12 protein-coding genes and 1 pseudogene are annotated in these 15,515 nt (G+C 69.6%); 12 read left to right on the top strand and 1 reads right to left on the bottom strand.

Features of this window, described 5'->3' with window-relative positions; all coding sequences use genetic code 11:
* The 11 genes and pseudogenes from ABZ656_RS49850 to ABZ656_RS49800 form a co-directional block, all read left to right on the top strand.
* The coding region (locus tag ABZ656_RS49850) for a hypothetical protein (protein ID WP_360278177.1) at positions 1 to 1,401 on the top strand (1,401 nt) is incomplete at its 5' end.
* Positions 1,398 to 1,805, top strand: a complete 408-nt coding sequence (locus tag ABZ656_RS49845) for a hypothetical protein (protein WP_101407256.1) — start codon at positions 1,398 to 1,400, stop codon at positions 1,803 to 1,805. The genes ABZ656_RS49850 and ABZ656_RS49845, both read left to right, overlap by 4 nt.
* Before the next feature lie 945 nt (positions 1,806 to 2,750).
* Positions 2,751 to 3,656: a zinc-binding dehydrogenase gene (locus ABZ656_RS49840; protein WP_360278174.1), complete on the top strand. Its 906-nt coding sequence runs from the start codon at positions 2,751 to 2,753 to the stop codon at positions 3,654 to 3,656.
* Positions 3,657 to 3,823: 167 nt separating this feature from the next.
* Positions 3,824 to 4,417: a TetR/AcrR family transcriptional regulator gene (locus ABZ656_RS49835; RefSeq protein ID WP_101407254.1), complete on the top strand. Its 594-nt coding sequence runs from the start codon at positions 3,824 to 3,826 to the stop codon at positions 4,415 to 4,417.
* A 136-nt stretch (positions 4,418 to 4,553) separates the two neighbouring features.
* The gene (locus ABZ656_RS49830) at positions 4,554 to 5,291 is read left to right on the top strand and encodes an NAD(P)-binding domain-containing protein (RefSeq protein ID WP_360278170.1); all 738 of its coding nucleotides are present in this window, start codon (positions 4,554 to 4,556) and stop codon (positions 5,289 to 5,291) included.
* A 282-nt stretch (positions 5,292 to 5,573) separates the two neighbouring features.
* Positions 5,574 to 6,914 (top strand): NtaA/DmoA family FMN-dependent monooxygenase, encoded by a 1,341-nt coding sequence (locus tag ABZ656_RS49825; protein ID WP_360278167.1) that lies wholly within the window; start codon positions 5,574 to 5,576, stop codon positions 6,912 to 6,914.
* Entirely contained in the window at positions 6,911 to 7,420 is a 510-nt protein-coding gene (locus ABZ656_RS49820; protein ID WP_360278164.1) for a flavin reductase family protein, read from the top strand. Before ABZ656_RS49825 ends, ABZ656_RS49820 begins: the two co-directional genes overlap by 4 nt.
* Before the next feature lie 32 nt (positions 7,421 to 7,452).
* Positions 7,453 to 8,433, top strand: coding sequence for an NAD(P)-dependent alcohol dehydrogenase (locus ABZ656_RS49815; RefSeq protein WP_360278161.1), 981 nt, complete (start codon positions 7,453 to 7,455; stop codon positions 8,431 to 8,433).
* A gap of 109 nt (positions 8,434 to 8,542) precedes the next feature.
* Positions 8,543 to 9,583: an MsnO8 family LLM class oxidoreductase gene (locus ABZ656_RS49810; RefSeq protein WP_101408408.1), complete on the top strand. Its 1,041-nt coding sequence runs from the start codon at positions 8,543 to 8,545 to the stop codon at positions 9,581 to 9,583.
* Between the two features lie 110 nt (positions 9,584 to 9,693).
* Positions 9,694 to 10,392: a nitroreductase gene (locus ABZ656_RS49805; RefSeq protein WP_218978380.1), complete on the top strand. Its 699-nt coding sequence runs from the start codon at positions 9,694 to 9,696 to the stop codon at positions 10,390 to 10,392.
* 739 nt (positions 10,393 to 11,131) lie between these two features.
* Positions 11,132 to 11,356, top strand: a pseudogene (locus ABZ656_RS49800) (helix-turn-helix domain-containing protein); the annotation flags it as partial.
* A gap of 338 nt (positions 11,357 to 11,694) precedes the next feature.
* On the opposite strand, the gene ABZ656_RS49795 reads toward ABZ656_RS49800, so the two are convergent.
* Positions 11,695 to 13,524 (bottom strand): collagenase, encoded by a 1,830-nt coding sequence (locus tag ABZ656_RS49795; RefSeq protein ID WP_360278156.1) that lies wholly within the window; start codon positions 13,522 to 13,524, stop codon positions 11,695 to 11,697.
* A gap of 425 nt (positions 13,525 to 13,949) precedes the next feature.
* Between ABZ656_RS49795 and ABZ656_RS49790 the strand changes: the two genes are divergently transcribed.
* Positions 13,950 to 15,383, top strand: coding sequence for an aminopeptidase P family protein (locus ABZ656_RS49790; RefSeq protein ID WP_101407247.1), 1,434 nt, complete (start codon positions 13,950 to 13,952; stop codon positions 15,381 to 15,383).
* Positions 15,384 to 15,515 lie beyond the last annotated feature (132 nt).

Raw genomic sequence — 15,515 nt, 5'->3', positions numbered from 1 at the left:
GGCAGGGTGCTGCCGGTCGGAACAGTCCGCAGACCGGCCTGGATCACGCGAAAATGGTCACTAGCCGCCTGTAGGCATTACTTGGGGCCGGCCGGCTGCGCCGCACGCCGCACGCCGCAGCCGACGCCGTGCCTGAGCCACCTGGCCCGGCTACTGGGCCACGACCGCGACCGGCTGGAGCGGCTCGACGCCGAACGGCTGATCGCAGAAGCCGCGCGCGATGTCGGCGTGGACTCCGACTGCCCCCTCACCCACCGCGTCCAAGGGCAGCTGGACGGCCGTCCGTGGCTCGCGACGATCTCGTACTACGACGTGCCGCGATACGAGCGGCTGCTCCAGGGGGCCTGCTGGATCGTGATCGCCTACCTCTCCGGGATGCGCGACTCGGAGGCTAAACACCTCCAGCGGGGTTGCCTGAGCGTCCAACGCGATCCCACAGGCCGCGTCTACCGGCACCGCTTGCACAGCCTCGCTTTCAAGGGCGAGGACGCCCACGGCGCTCAGGCCACCTGGATCGTCACCGCCCCGGTCGCCCGGGCCGTCGCCGTCCTTGAACGCTTCCAACCGTCCGACCAGCCCTACTTGTTCGCCCCGCCGCTGACCTCCCGCAGCTACCGTCAACGCCGCAGCCCTTTCGGTGTGCTGGACAGCAACGCCACCAACACAGACATCACCGACCTGATCAGGTGGATCAACGACTACTGCACCGCACACCAGCGCGCGGATGGCATCCCCCCGGAGCGCGGGCGGGTGCCGCACCTGACCACGCGGCGGTTTCGGCGGACTCTGGCCTGGTTCATCGCCCGCCGCCCCGGCGGCACCATCGCCGGCGCGCTGCAATACCGCCACCAGGGGATCCAGATGTTCGAGGGCTACGCCGGCACCAGCGACTCCGGGTTCCGCGACGAGGTCGAAGCCGAAGAGGCCCTCGCCCGCGGCCAGTTCCTCGCCGAGATGGGCGCCGACAGTGACCGTCCGGCACTGGCCGGACCGGCAGGCGCGGAAGCCGAGGGCCGGCTCGCCGAGTTCGCCCGCCACACGGTCTTCGACGGCCAGGTTGTCACCGACGAAGCCCGCCTGCGCCGCATTGTGGCCCGCCATGACCCGCACGTGTACCCGGGGACCTTCGTCACCTGCGTCTACAACCCCGACCGCGCCCTGTGCCGCGCGCCCGCCGACCCCGGCCAACAGCCGGTCCTGGCCGACTGCCAGCCCCTGGCCTGCAGAAGCACCGCCCTCACCCCCGCCAACCACCAATCCCTCTCCAGCCACCTCACTCAGCTGGAGGGCGCCCTGGACGACGGCGCCCGCCTTGCCCCCTACATCCGACACCGTCTTCAGGAACAGCACCGAGCCACGGCCGCGTTCCTTGCCCGCCACGATACGGAGCCTGCCGAGTGAAACGAGCCCTGCCCGACGCTGACACCGTCAAGGCCGCCATCGACACCGTCCTTGACGAGGCGTCCGCCAGCGGACGGAGGCCAACGGTCACCGCCATCGAGCGGCACCTCGGCATCCCCCACGCCACCTTCCACCGCCACTACGCCGACCTGATCGACACCCACTTCCGGCCCCGGATCCCTGCGGCCCGCAGCCAGACGTGCACGGACTGGCCGAAGACCGACGAGCCCAAGGAAGAGAATCTCCGCCGGCTACGGCAGGAGAACACCGACCTGCGCCGCACCCTCGCCCTGTACGAGGAAGCCATCCGGCAGCTCACCCTTGAAAACCACGCCCTGCGCGGCGCCAGCACCGTCATCCCCCTGCCCGCCCGCAGTCGAATCTCCCCGCAATCCCAGTCATGACCGGTCCTATCCGGGGCTGCCCAGCGCGCGAGGAACGGCGGCACCGCGTAGATGTGACAGTGTGGCCCTGACACCCCCGATCACACCGATGCTCGCCGAAGCCCGGCGGCAGCTGCCCCCGGATGAGGCACTGCCACAGGAATGGATCGCGGAACAGAACGCCGGACGGCTTCCGGGCCATCCTCTTCGCGCGCCCCGGACTCGTCATGCTCCAGTCCCGCCAGGGCGCAGGCGCAGGCGCGGACCTCACCGGCGCCTTCCCTGACCTCGCCACCGCGGCCACCGAGCTTGGCGAGGCGCTCGTGCTGGACGGCGAGCTCGTGGTGCCCCACGAGGGGCGGCTGCACTTCGGCGAGCTGCAGCGCCGTGCGCGTCGCCGGGGCCGCAGCGCCGTCCAGGCCGCGGCCGAACGGCCCGCCCATGACCAGGGGCTCGGTCGCTCACGCCCTCCAGGTGGCATCGGCAGAGTTGACCGGATGCCGCCTCCGTTTTACGCTCGATCCTGTACGGAGACAGCCTCCGTTTTGTCGTCCTGCGGCATCGCGTCAGGCAGGAGGGCCATGAACGTCGAAGGGTAGCGGGGGCGCAGGTAGCGCAACCGTGTGGCCCGCCTGGAGGCAGCGCAGCGTCATTTCCTGCGGTTCGGGGTCGACACCTCGCTGGAGGTGGTGATGCCGGCACCTTGGCCGACTCCTGGCGTCACCAGGCGATGACCGCTCGCGGGCGACTTCGGCTGAGCCTGGGCTTTGCGTTCCTCTCCGTCCCGGGGGTGCCGGTGACCGCGCCGCGGATCCTCCGGCCTCAGGAGAGGTGAGGAAAGACCCGTCACAGAACGGGGGGTAGTACGGGCCGGCGAACATCCGTCGGCGCAACAGGAAAGGACATGTGAGACCCATGAAATCCTGGCGATTCCACGGAACGGGCAAGCCTCTGACACTGGATGAGGTGGACGCGCCGCATGCGGGTCCGGGCGAGGTCGTCGTCGACGTCAAGGCCGCCGGCCTGTGCCACTCGGACGTGAGCGCGCTTGACGACCCGGGATGGATGAAGTCGTTTCCGCGACTGCCGATGACGCTCGGGCACGAGAACGCCGGCGTGATCAGCGAGGTCGGCCCCGGAATGGACCACTGGAAGGTGGGCGACCGGGTGGGACTGGCGCCGTCGATGCCTGACGGCGACGCCATCGGCTACGGCGCCTGGGATGGCGGCTACGGACCCAAGGTGCGCGCCACCGACTCGAACCTGGTACGGCTGCCGGACGAGCTCTCCTTCGAAATGGGGGCGATGGCGACCGACGCGGGCCTCACTTCCTACCACGCCATGGTGGCGCGCGGCGGAGTGAAGAAGGGGATGCGGGTCGGGGTCATCGGCCTCGGTGGCCTTGGGTACATCGGCGCGCGCATCGCCGTACTCAAGGGGGCCGAGGTTTACGCGGCCGAGCTGAACCCGGAAGCCCGCCAACTGGCCGCCGAGATCGGGCTGGCAGGCGTGGGGGAGTCCATCACCGAGTTCGTGGACAAGGACCTCCAGCTGATCGTGGACTATGCGGGGTTCGGCAGCACCACCGCCCAGGCGGTGGAGGCGCTCGGCCAGTCGGGGACGCTCGTGCAAGTCGGCCTGGGCCGCACCGAGTCGACCGTGAGCACCTTCACGATCGTCATGAAGCAGCTGCAGGTCCTCGGCTCACTGTCGGGTACGAAGCAGGACCTCACGGAGCTCTACGAACTCATGCGCGGCGGGCAGCTCACCCCGCCGATCAACCGGATCACGCCTGGGAGCATCCCGGAGGGACTGGATCGGCTTCGCAAGGGGGGAGTCACGGGCCGCCTCGTCGCCCTGTATGAGGACTGAGACGGGCAGCGTGCGTGCTGCTCGCCGCGATGAGAGGCGCAGCGCGCTCACGAGCGGGCAGCCACGTCCGATTTGACCGGAGGAAGCCTCCGGTTTACTGTGGAAGTAATTCGGAGATAGCCTCCGTTTTTATTGGGTCGCCGTACCGAGAGAGTGCAGGAGGGTATATGAGTGCCACGGAGCAACAGGGACGCAAGCCCCGCGCCGACGTCCAGCGCAATCGCGCAGCCCTCCTGGAGGCCGCCCAGCGCCACTTCCTGCGGGACGGAATCGGTACGTCACTGGAGGCCGTCGCCAAGGAGGCGGGCGTCGGGCCGGGAACGCTGTACCGGCACTTCCCCACCCGCGAGGCCCTGCTGGCGGCCGTCCTCCAGGCCCGCACCCAGGAACTGGTGGCCCGCCGCGAGGACATCGCCGGCATCGACGACGCCGGCGCGGCGCTGACGCAGTGGCTGCGGGCGATGGAGGACTACGTCAGCGCCTACAACGGGCTGCCGGAACCCCTCATGGCGGCGACCCGGGCGCAGGACCCGGGCAATCCGCTCACCGTCCCCTGCGACGAGCTCATCGCCACGACCGACGCGTATGTGCGAGCCGCACAGCGCACCGGGTACGTACGCCCGTCGGCGACGGGCTACGACCTGTTCCTCGCGGCCTGCTCGGTCGCCTGGATCAAGGGCACCGGCGCCACAGGGGAATCGGTCGACCGGCTGCGGGCGCTCGTCGCCCACGGATACCGCGAGCCGGACGACCGCACCTAGCGGTCGGCACCTCACTCAGGGCCGGACGGCGGGAACCCGGCGTCCGACGGGACCGGGCGATGGCCCGGCGATCTGGCCACGCCGTCATCACATCAGGCCGCCCGCAGGGGTGGCACAACCTTCGAAGGGACAAATCATGAAAATAACTGTTATCGGCGCTGGGGCGATCGGCGGAAACCTCGCCCGCAAGCTGAGCCTGGCCGGTCACGACGTCCAGGTCGCGGACGCCCGGGGGCCCGAGGCTGTCGCGGCCGAGGTGCTGGAGGCGGGCGCCCGCGCGGTGGCCCTGGACGCGTCGGTCCAGGGCCGGGACGCGATCATCCTGGCGATCCCGTTCGGGGTGCACGAGAAGCTGGCGGAGCTGATCGCCACCGCCCCCGCCGAAACCGTGGTGATCGACACCTCGAACTACTACCCGCACCTCAGTGGGCGGATCGAGGCGGTGGAGGACGGCGGCCAGGTGGAGAGCGTGTACGCCTCCGAGCTCCTTGGCCGGCCCGTGGTCAAGGCGTGGAACGCCGCCCTGGCCGAGACCCAGCGCACCCGAGGTCTTCCGGCGGGCGCTGCGGGCCGAATCGCCATCCCGGTCGCCGGCGACTCCGCGGAGGCGAAGAAGGTAGCCATGGGCCTGGTCGACGACACCGGCTTCGACCCCTACGACGCCGGTGCTTTGGCCGACTCGTGGCGCCAGCAGCCGATGGGCCCCGCCTACTGCACCGAGCTGACCCTCGACGAGCTCCCTGCCGCCCTGGCCGCGGCCGACCGCGTCAAGGACGCCGCCGTCCGCGACAGCATGCTCGAGCGCTTCGCCGCCCTCCCCGACAATCCCACCCTGGACGACGTCGTCGAGATGAACCGCGCCGCGCACCGCTGACACCCCACCTCCCGCAGAGCAGCGCACGCGTGGGGCCGCGGCACCGGAGACGCGACGGGACGTGCCCGACGTCCGCGCGCCTCCGGTGCCGCGGCCCCACGCGGTTACGGTGCACGGCTGCCCGCCGGACGCGCAGGCGCAGCAGTCCAGAAGGATCGGCCGCACCCGGCGCTCCCGGCCATCGAACACCACCCCCCTTTGCAATACGGAGGCAACCTCCGTATTGTCGAAGGGTAATCGGAGGCATCCTCCGTTTCCTTCCGCCCGTTTGGAGGCGTCCCCATGACAAGCCGGCAGATGCTCCTGGCCATGCAGTTCACCAGCGGCTACGGAGCCGAGCCCGGGGCGTGGCGGCTGCCTGGGGCGAACCTGTCCAGCTACACCGACATGGATCAGTTCGTGCGCTACGCGCAGGCCGCTGAGCGCGGCAAGATCCAGCTGCTGTTCATCGCGGACACCCCGGTTCTGGACGTGGACCTGGAGAACGAGCACCCGCACCACCCCATCGACCCGATCATCGTCCTCACCGCCATAGCCCGCGAGACCGAGCGGATCGGCCTGGTCGCCACCGGCTCCACCACCTTCAACGAGCCCTTCAACCTCGCCCGCCAGTACAAGGCCCTCGACGTGATCAGCCACGGCCGGGCCGGCTGGAACGCGGTCACCACCTCCCACCCGGCGGCCGCGGCGAACTTCGGCTCCCCCATTCCGCCCCGCGCGGAGAAGTACGAGCGCGCCGACGAGTTCGTCCAGATCGTGCAGGCCCTGTGGGGCAGCTGGGAGAAGGACGCCTGGGTTCTCGACGCCGAAGGCAAGCGGTTCGCCGACATGGGCAAGATCCAGCCGGTCAACCTGCAGGGCCGCTACCTCGCCTCCCGAGGGCCGCTGCCCATCCCGCCGTCCGAGCAGGGCCAGCCGGTCATCTTCCAGGCAGGCGGCGGCAGTTACGGCATGGAGCTGGCGGGCCGGTACGCCAGCGGCGTCTACGCCAACCCGATGACGATCGAGGACGCCATCGCCCAGCGGAGCGCCCTGCGGGACGCCGCCAAGCGGGCCGGGCGCGACCCGGACGAGGTGAAGATGTTCGCCGGTTTCATGCCGACCGTCGCCGCCTCCCGCGAGGCCGCCCTGGAACGCAGGCGTTTCCTGGACGAGTCCGTCGACCTGCGCCAGCGCGTGCAGTACCTCGGCGCGATGATCGGACTGCCGCTCTCCTACGACCAGATCGACAAGCCGCTGACCGCACGCCAACTGGCCGACGCCGAGCCCAGCCCGCACGACCGGCGCTCCTTCCGTGCCCTGGAAGTGGCCCGCGAGGGCTGGAGCCTGCGCGATGTCCTCGCCCACGGCGTCATCGACTACCACCCGGTCGTGGGCGGCCCCGCCGCCGACATCGCCGACCACATGCAGCAGTGGTTCGTGGCAGGGGCCTGCGACGGCTTCTCGCTGGCCATCGACGGCTACCACGACGGCGTCGACGCCTTCGTCGACGAGGTCGTCCCGATCCTTCAGGAACGCGGCCTGTTCCACCTCGACTACGAAGGCCCCACCCTGCGAGACCACCTCGGAGCCCGCGAACAGTACGGACTCGACCCGCGCGTTACAGAAACGGCACAGTCATGACCACCACCACCCAGCCCCCCGACACCGCGACCCTGCAGGCGTTCCGAGGCACCATGGCCACCGTCGCCTCCCCTGTTGCCGTGGTCACGGCGATGGACGGTGAGCGCCCGCACGGCAGCACGGTCAGTGCGTTCACCTCGCTGTCCCTGACGCCCCCGATGGTGCTGGTGTCGCTGGACAACGGCTCACAACTGCTGTCATTCATCCGCAGGACGGGGCGCTTCGGCCTCAACGTCCTAGGTGCGCACCAGGCCCAACTCGCCGCGTCCTTCGCGCGGTCGGGCCCGGACAAGTTCGACGGCGTCACCTGGTCCGCGAGCGAGGGACTGCCCCGGCTGCCCGGCTCGGCGGCGTGGATCGCAGCCGACGTCGACGATTACGTCGCCGCCGGTGACCACACCGTCCTGCTCGCCCGCGTCGTCAACGCCGAGCCCGGCGAGGGGAAGGCGAGCCCCCTCACGTATCACCAGCGTTCCTTCGGCACCCACACACCGCTGGCCTCCTGACCGCGGCAGCACCACGGAGAGGGAAGGATCCCATGCGCATCTACAGGATGTCCGAAGCAGGCCAGAGCACCCTCGTCGAGGAACCGACGCCGACGCCCGGCACCAGCCAGGTACTGATCCGCGTACACGCCAGCTCCCTCAACGCCCGCGACCTGTTCATGCTGGACGGCCGCTATCCGGTGCCGCAGGGCCGGGTGCCGCTGTCGGACGCCGCGGGCGTCGTAGAGGCCACCGGCCCCGGTGTGACGCGGTTCGAGGTCGGCGATCGCGTGGTGAACTCCTTCAACCCGCTCTGGTTCGGCGGGCCGCAGCGCACGCCCGGCCAGCACTACCACACCGACCTCGACGGCTGGCTGGCCGAGTACGTCGTGATCGATGAGCAGCGGCTGGTACCTGTGCCTGCGCACCTGGACTTCACCGAGGCCGCGACCCTGCCCTGCGCCGCCGCCACCGCGTACACGGCGCTGGAGGGCGTCGGCCCCGGAGACACGGTTCTGATCCAGGGCTCGGGCGGCGTGTCGCTGTTCGCCCTGCAGCTCGCCCGTGCCGCCGGTGCACGCGTCATCGCCACCACCTCCAGCGAGAACAAGGCCGCGCGGCTGCGCGAACTCGGCGCGAGCGACGTCATCAACTACGTCGACAGACCGGACTGGGGAGCGGCCGTACGCGAACTCACCGACGGCCAGGGCGCCGACATCATCGTGGAGGTCGGCGGCGCAGGCACGATCGCCCAGTCGATCAAGGCCGTCGCCTACCGCGGCACCATCTCGCTGGTCGGCCACGTCGCGCACGACAGCACGGGCATGAACTTGCTGGACTTCACCTACAGCGGCGCCACCCTGCGCGCGATCGGCGGTGGCAGTAGGAGCGACCTGGAAGACATGAACCGGGTCATCGCGGCGCACCAGCTGCACCCGGTCATCGACCGCGTCTTCCCCTTCGAAGAGGCGCTCGACGCAGCCGCCCACCTGGGCAGCGGCACCCACTTCGGCAAGGTCGTCATCACCCACTGAGACGACACATCCACCCACAAGGGTGCTGCACCTGACACGGCTCCAGCGCCCTCCCCTGCTCTGTCGGCCTCTTCACCGGACCGATGACGACCGCACCAATGGAATGACCATGAAGCTCTCCCTCGTCGAACTGGCCACCGTGGCCCCCGGCGGCGACAAGCCGCAGGCGCTTCAGCACGCCGTGAACGCCGCCCGCCAAGCGGAAGACCTCGGCTATCACCGCATCTGGTACGCCGAGCACCACGACTCCGCCAGCACCGCCGCCACGGCGCCGGAGATCCTCATCGCCCTGGCGGCACGCACCACCTCGCATATCCGGGTGGGATCCGGCGCAGTGCTGCTCAACCACTACAGCCCCTACAAGGTCGCCGAAACCTTCCTCCAGCTCGAAGCCCTCACACCGGGCCGCATCGACCTCGGCCTCGGCCGTGCCACCGCGGGCCCCGTGGTCGACCTCGCCCTGCGCCGCGACCGGGACGTACCGCCCGCCGACGATTTCGCCGAGCAGGTCCAGGAAGTACTCGCCCACTTCAACGGCCACTTCCGCGCAGAGCACCCCTTCGCGCGCCTGAACCCCGCCGCGGGCGTCACCTCGCGACCCGAAGTGTGGATTCTCGGCTCCTCGGGCAACAGCGCCCGGATGGCCGGCGAGCTCGGCCTCGGCTACGCCTTCGCGGGCTTCATCAACCCTGACGGCGCCAGTCGTGCTCTGCTGCGCCACAGCGCGTTCTCCGCACCCGCAGCCCACGGGACGACCGGAGGTCGCGGCATCCTCTCCGTCAGCGCCGTGGTCGCCGACACGGACGCCGAGGCCCGGCGGCTGAACTGGTCCAGGACCGCCCTGATGGCACGCCTGGCCCGCACCGGCCCTGCTGCGCAAGTGCCCACCGTCGACGAGGCCGCGCGAGACCTCACCCAGGCGGAGAAGGAGATGCCCACGGTCATCACGGACGGCCGCTGGCCCCGCCAGCTCGCCGGCAGCCCGCAGACCGTACGGGATCAGCTGGAGCAGATGACCAAGGCCACCGGCGTCGAGGAAGTAATGGTCCAGGACATCATCGCGGACCCCGAGGCCCGGGCGCATTCGCGAGCCCTGCTGGCCCAGGCACTCGACGTCACCCCCGCCTCACCGGCCAGGTCACCCAGCTGATCCGGCCGCCCGCTCACCATCGCTCGGCTGATATGCACACAGCGCCGCCCGGCGATACGTGTACGGCGATGCCGCAACAACCGAACTGGACACTCTCGAAAGGGAACGCTTTGCCCGCCACCGTCTCGTTCTTCACCGATCTCGCGCGGACCCGGCACTCCCCCCGGCAGTTCCTGCCCACCCCCCTGCCCGCCGCGGACATCCGCGGCGTCCTCGAAGACGCGCAGACAGCGCCCTCGAACAGCAACACCCAGCCGTGGCACGTCCACATCGTCTCCGGCGCGGCACGCGACGCACTGAGCAACGAACTCCTCAAGGCGTACGAGGAGGACCGGACCTCCCCCGACTTCACCTCGGGCTACGGCGGCGGCATCTACCAGGAGCGATCGCACCAGCACGCGGCCGTCGTCTACGGGGCCCGTGGCATCGGGCGTTCGGACCAGGAGGGCCGGAAGGAGGTCCTGCGCGAGAACCTGAGGTTCTACGGAGCGCCGCACGTCGCCCTCCTCTTCATGCCGGCGCTCGGCGACGGGGTGCGGACGGCCGGGGACATCGGCATGTACGCCCAGAACTTCCTGCTCTCGCTGACCGCACGCGGATACCGCGGCATCCCGCAGACCATCCTCGGCCGCTACGCCGACACGGTGCGCGCGTCCCTCGCCGTGACCGAGGAGCTCAAGCTGCTGTTCGGCATCGCCTTCGGCACCGGCGACCGGACCTCACCCCTGCACGACATCGGCATGGGACGCGTCCCCCTGGACCAGAGCGTGATCCTGCACGACACCCCTGGCGTCCTCGACAACCGCTAGCCCCAAATCGGCGGCTCGGGCTGCTCCTGCTGTTCGGGAGCACTTGGCGCTCTCTACGCAGCCCGGACGCTGACCTGACACGACACCGCCCGGCGCGGTGCCATGTAGCGACTGGGACGCCGAGGTCGGTGAACGGGCCACGGACACGGAGCAGTTCATGCGGACAACGGACAAGATCGAACCCTGTCCATAACTTGATCTCGTAGGCCCATGGGCCCTTCGGCAACTGCGGCACGGAGCGGGCCAGGGCGACGTCTACGGGCCACTCCACAGCATCAGCCTGCACTCCTGGGACACCGGCCGCCTGCTGGCGTACTCCCGAGTTGCCGGCGGGCGGCCCGGGCGGCGCGCTTGCTGCTGTACGGCCGCGCCGTCGCATGGCGCGAGGCTGGCCGAGCTGCGCGACCGGGCCCTGAAGTGGTCTGTGGTGTTCTCGGCATTCTGCTGAGCGTCTCGCCGAACCGTCCGGCTGTCATCACCCGCACGGGTGGCGCCCGCTCACACGGCAGCGGCCTCCTTCTCCTTCTGCTGCTCCTTCACCAGGGGGGCGAGCGGGGAGCCCGGCCTTGGCCATCTGATCCCTCCGTGGGTACTCCGCCCTTCAGGGTGGAGAGGAAACGGACTTCTGCGGAGCAGGGCAGGGAGAGACGATTCGCCGCCAGGGCGGATCGTCGTTCGCGGCCAACTACCCGCAGATAGTGACAGGTCGATGCGATAGTTCGTGAACGGTGAGACTTACGTGAAGCGGGCGTTCAAGTGCCGCTTCTGTCCGACGGATGCGCAGACAGCCGAGCTGTCGCGCACGTTCGGGTGCGTGCGGAAGGTCTACAACATGGCGCTCGCCGCGCGGACGGAGGCGTGGGCGCGGCAGGAGCGGGTCAGCTACCACCAGACGTCGGCGATGCTGACGGCGTGGAAGAAGACCGAGGAACTGGCCTACCTCAACGAGGTGTCCTCGGTCCCCCGCCAATCGAGACGTGAGGCCAAAACGAGTGGCATTCTCGCCGGAACGGGCTCGGGTCCTTCGGCCCGCCGAAAGCATGCCTGTCGGCCCCGTCGTCCGGGGCGGCCCCATCAGATAGGACCGGTCCACGGATGCATGCCCGGCGCAACGGCCGTACCGTCGATCGGTCACCGGGATACCAGCCGTGTTCAATGCAGCGTTCGAGCAACGGCATTGGGTTCCGTCTCGGAGCAGCGGCGCGAGCTGTACGTCTGGCACGCGTGTCACCCCGCCGCCTTGTCAGGCCGCGAGGTGACAGGGAGAGGCAGGGGGCGGCTGGCTCAGCCGTCAGCGCTCGGTCAACTGCTGCTCCCCCGGCAGGCGCCGGCCGCGCAAGTGTCGAGCCAGGCGGCGAAGTCCGCGTCGTAACAGGTGCCGATGTCGGTGTTGTAGACCGCATAGGCTCCGGCGTAGTCGCCGGTGCGGAACTTGGTGAGCATGGCCTGCACGTCGTCCGGGTGGTTCTCAATCATGTAGCGGACGGCCAGGTAGCCCCATGGGTAGGTGCGGGTCAGGTCGGAGTTGGCGTACGTGCTCTGCCACAGGGTGCTCAGGGCGTAGGTGTGCTTCCCGGCATCGGAGAGCGCCTCGGTGTCGGGCACGCCCCGGTAGCTGTACGAGACGTACTCGGCGAAGCCCTCGATCCACCAGATGTCCGGGACCGTCTGGCCCGCGGAGAAGTCGCCGTACGTGTCGTAGCGGCCGTCGAGGTAGTGGGTGTATTCGTGGTTCAGGTTCCAGATGTCGGCCGGGAAGCCGTCGCCCACGCTCTTCACGTAGGCGATGAAGCGGGCCTGGTTGTTGGGGTCGGCGGGGTTGCCCTCCAGGTATTCGCCGCCGTTGTCGGCGCTGTTGCCGAAGATCCAGCCTGAGTACGTCCGGTAGTCCCTGGGGCTCGCGAAGACGACGATCTGGATGTTGGTGTTGCGGTCGTCGGCGACCGGGCCGCTGTCCTTGACAATGCCGTGGAAGTAGGAGTCCTGTCCCTGCACGCTCTTGCAGGCCTCGGCGAGCGCCGAGTCGGTCAGGGACTGGGCCAGGAAAGTGTTCCCGGCATCGCACTTGTAGGTGATGGGGAGTGCCGCCGCGGTGAGCTTGGACGTCAGGTCGCAGGTGTCGTAGTACGAGCATTGGGCCGCGTCGTGCGCGGAAGTCATCTCGGCGGCGCCGACCCACACCGGAGCGGTCGGGCCGGTGATCGAGGAGGCACCGAGCAGGCCCTTCACCATCGGCCGCACCTTGTCCTGGAGCCCGGCCGTGTCGAGGAAGCGCGCCGCCTCGGTTCCGGCGTTGGAGGCCATGAAGTACCAGGTCCCGCTCAGCATCGACATGTGGTTCAGGGTGAACGAGTTCAACGTGTCGATGATGCTCGGGTCGGCGGTGACCGCGCTGATGAATGCGGGGTTGAAGTGGCCGCGGAAGAGCGGGGTGAAGACGTCGTTGACGGCCGTGTCCATGCTCCAGTAGGCGTCGTAGGAGCTGTCGTAGGCGTTCAGCACTCGCTTGTACGTGTCCAGGTAGCGAGCCTGCTCGTTGGCGCTGTCCGTCAGGATGATCACGTCGCCCAGGACGTTGCCGTGTTCCGAACTGATGTCCATGAAGTGGGAGTTGGCGGTGAACGCGTCCAGTCCGCCTTCGGTGGCCGCGGCCAGGGCCGGGCCGTAGTCGCCGACGTCGGCCGAGTCGTTGTACTGCACGTAGTAGCCGGCGCGCAGGAACAGCACGAGCTGCCACACGTGGGTGGAGTTGTCGCCGGGATACGTCTGCGACGCGTCCTGGAAGGCGCCTGCGACGGTCACCATCTGCGCCTCGCGGAACACGTTGCGGGCGTCCGAGCCGTTGATGCCGAACAGCGTATTGATGCAGTCGGTGGTCGAGTCCTGGATGTACGCGACCAGTTCGGATCCGGTACGGGTGCCGAAGTCGGCCGGGGTGCACGACGCGGCTGCCGCGTGTTTCGTGGCTTTGGGAGGCCGTACGGCCTTCGAGGTCGAGGAGGTCTGGGGCAACTGCGGGCTGAGCGGCCGGACATGGGCGGCGGTCAGCCGCCCGCTCCGGGCGTCTGATTGATCGGACGCAGCGGTGTTCGCGCCGAGCGGCGACAGCGCGCGGGGCTTGGGCTTGGTCATGGCGGTGGTCGTGGGAGCAGCCGTTGTGGCGGTCTTCGGTCCGGCTGCTGCGAGGGCCGGTGCGGCCGGCAGGCCTGCTGTCAGGGCGCTGACCGCCAGGCTGACGGCCAGGAGTCCGGACGCGAATCTGGACGGACTTCCGGGATGGAGTCCGGGCAGGGCAGGTCGACGACGCATCAATGCTCCTTCGTGAGTGGGGGTCGCTTCGAGCACGAGTGGCGAGGCGTGGGGGGAACGTCCCACTCACAGTGGCCAATGACAACGGACTGAGGGATACGACAATGGAGGGGCGGGCCATAACATCCGTGCCCACAGAGGCGGTTGACGGTCAGGGCGGGACGCCGAGCAGGTCTCCGCCTCGTGTTATGCGTGCGGCGGAAAAACGGTATGGGGCGGGGCGGCCCCCTGCTCCCTACGATCCCGGTATGACGACGAAGAAGCCGCTCCACACCGGTTCGCACGACCTTCCGGTCTCCTCAGCGCTCGCCGAGTTCCTCATGGGGAACTGGGAGTCTTCGCCGCACGCCGATCCGCCCCCGCAGCCGATCGCACCGTCGGCGGCCAAACGGCGCGACCGGCTGTCCGCGCGTTTCCCCGGCGAACGGCTCGTCGTTCCCTCAGGCGTCCTCAAGGTGCGCAGCAACGACTGCGACTACCGGTTCCGGCCGCACACCGCGTTCTCGTACCTGACGGGTGGGACCGAGCCGGACAGCGTCCTGATCCTCGAACCGACCGCCTCTGGTCACGAGGCGGTGCTGCACGTCCGCCCGCGATCCCCGCGCGACACCGCGGAGTTCTACCGCGACCGCCGCTACGGTGAGATCTGGGTCGGCCGCCGCGCCACCCTCGACGAGGCCTCCTCACTGCTCGGCGTGGCGACCCAGGGCCTCGACGACGTGCCCGCCCGGCTGAGCGGCGCGCGGCCGACCCGCTTGCTGCGTGGCGTCGACCCGGAGATCGACGCGCTCGTCGACAGCACCGGCCGCGAAGAGGCCGACCTCGAATTCGCCTCGTTCCTGTCCGAGATGCGTCTGGTCAAGGACGAGTGGGAGGTCGAGCAGTTGCAGATCGCGGTGGATGCCACGGCGGCCGGATTCACCGACGTCGTGCGCGCACTGCCCGAGGCCGTCCGCCATCCGCGCGGCGAACGCTGGATCGAGGGCGTCTTCGGCCTGCGCGCCCGCCTCGAGGGCAACGGCCTCGGCTACGAGACAATCGCCGCCGCCGGAGCGCACGCGTGCGTACTGCACCGGGTCGCCAACGACGGTCCGGTCCATCCCGGCGACCTGCTGCTGCTCGACGCCGGCGTCGAGTCGGACACGCTCTACACCGCCGACATCACGCGCACCCTTCCGGTGAGCGGCACCTTCACCGCCGCGCAGCGCGACCTCTACGACCTGGTGCTCGCCGCGCAGGACGCCGGTATCGCGGCGGTCCGGCCGGGCGCGCGCTTTCGTGACTTCCACCTCGCTGCGATGCGGGTCATCGCCGAGGGGCTGCACTCCTGGGGCCTGCTCCCGGTGACGCCGGACGAGGCCCTTGAGCCCGAGAGCGGTCTGTTCCGCCGCTACACGTGGTGCAGCAGCGGCCACATGCTGGGCATGGACGTCCACGACTGCGCCGCGGCCCGTGCCGAGCAGTACCTGGACGGCGTCCTGGAGGCGGGCCACGTCCTGACCGTCGAGCCGGGTCTGTATCTCCAGCCGGACGACCTGACGCTGCCGCCGGAGCTGCGCGGCGTCGGCGTGCGCATCGAGGACGATCTGGTCGTCACGGAGGACGGCGCCCGCCTCATGTCGTCGGCGCTGCCGCGCACGGCGTCGGCGATCGAGACGTGGATGGGCGAGCTCCTGGCCTGACCCTGCGTCCCAAGGCGCGGGCGCCGCGGTTACTGGCCCTAGGCCCTGTCGTCAAATTCCCGCCTGCCCCGCGACGCCATGCACGCACTCTCGCCGCACCGGGCCCAGACCCGAGTACATCCAGTACGAGGG

Source organism: Streptomyces sp. NPDC007095, assembly GCF_040634475.1.
Lineage (GTDB): Bacteria > Actinomycetota > Actinomycetes > Streptomycetales > Streptomycetaceae > Streptomyces.
The sequence above is the reverse complement of the archived record's forward strand: the minus strand, read 5'-3'. Positions and strand labels throughout refer to the sequence as shown.

Coding starts and splice junctions, on each gene's coding strand:
- ABZ656_RS49820 (WP_360278164.1), top strand. CDS start 6,911: ATGACCACCACCACCCAGCCCCCCGACACCGCGACCCTGCAGGCGTTC.
- ABZ656_RS49795 (WP_360278156.1), bottom strand. CDS start 13,524: ATGACCAAGCCCAAGCCCCGCGCGCTGTCGCCGCTCGGCGCGAACACC.
- ABZ656_RS49790 (WP_101407247.1), top strand. CDS start 13,950: ATGACGACGAAGAAGCCGCTCCACACCGGTTCGCACGACCTTCCGGTC.
- ABZ656_RS49810 (WP_101408408.1), top strand. CDS start 8,543: ATGAAGCTCTCCCTCGTCGAACTGGCCACCGTGGCCCCCGGCGGCGAC.
- ABZ656_RS49815 (WP_360278161.1), top strand. CDS start 7,453: ATGCGCATCTACAGGATGTCCGAAGCAGGCCAGAGCACCCTCGTCGAG.
- ABZ656_RS49830 (WP_360278170.1), top strand. CDS start 4,554: ATGAAAATAACTGTTATCGGCGCTGGGGCGATCGGCGGAAACCTCGCC.
- ABZ656_RS49825 (WP_360278167.1), top strand. CDS start 5,574: ATGACAAGCCGGCAGATGCTCCTGGCCATGCAGTTCACCAGCGGCTAC.
- ABZ656_RS49835 (WP_101407254.1), top strand. CDS start 3,824: ATGAGTGCCACGGAGCAACAGGGACGCAAGCCCCGCGCCGACGTCCAG.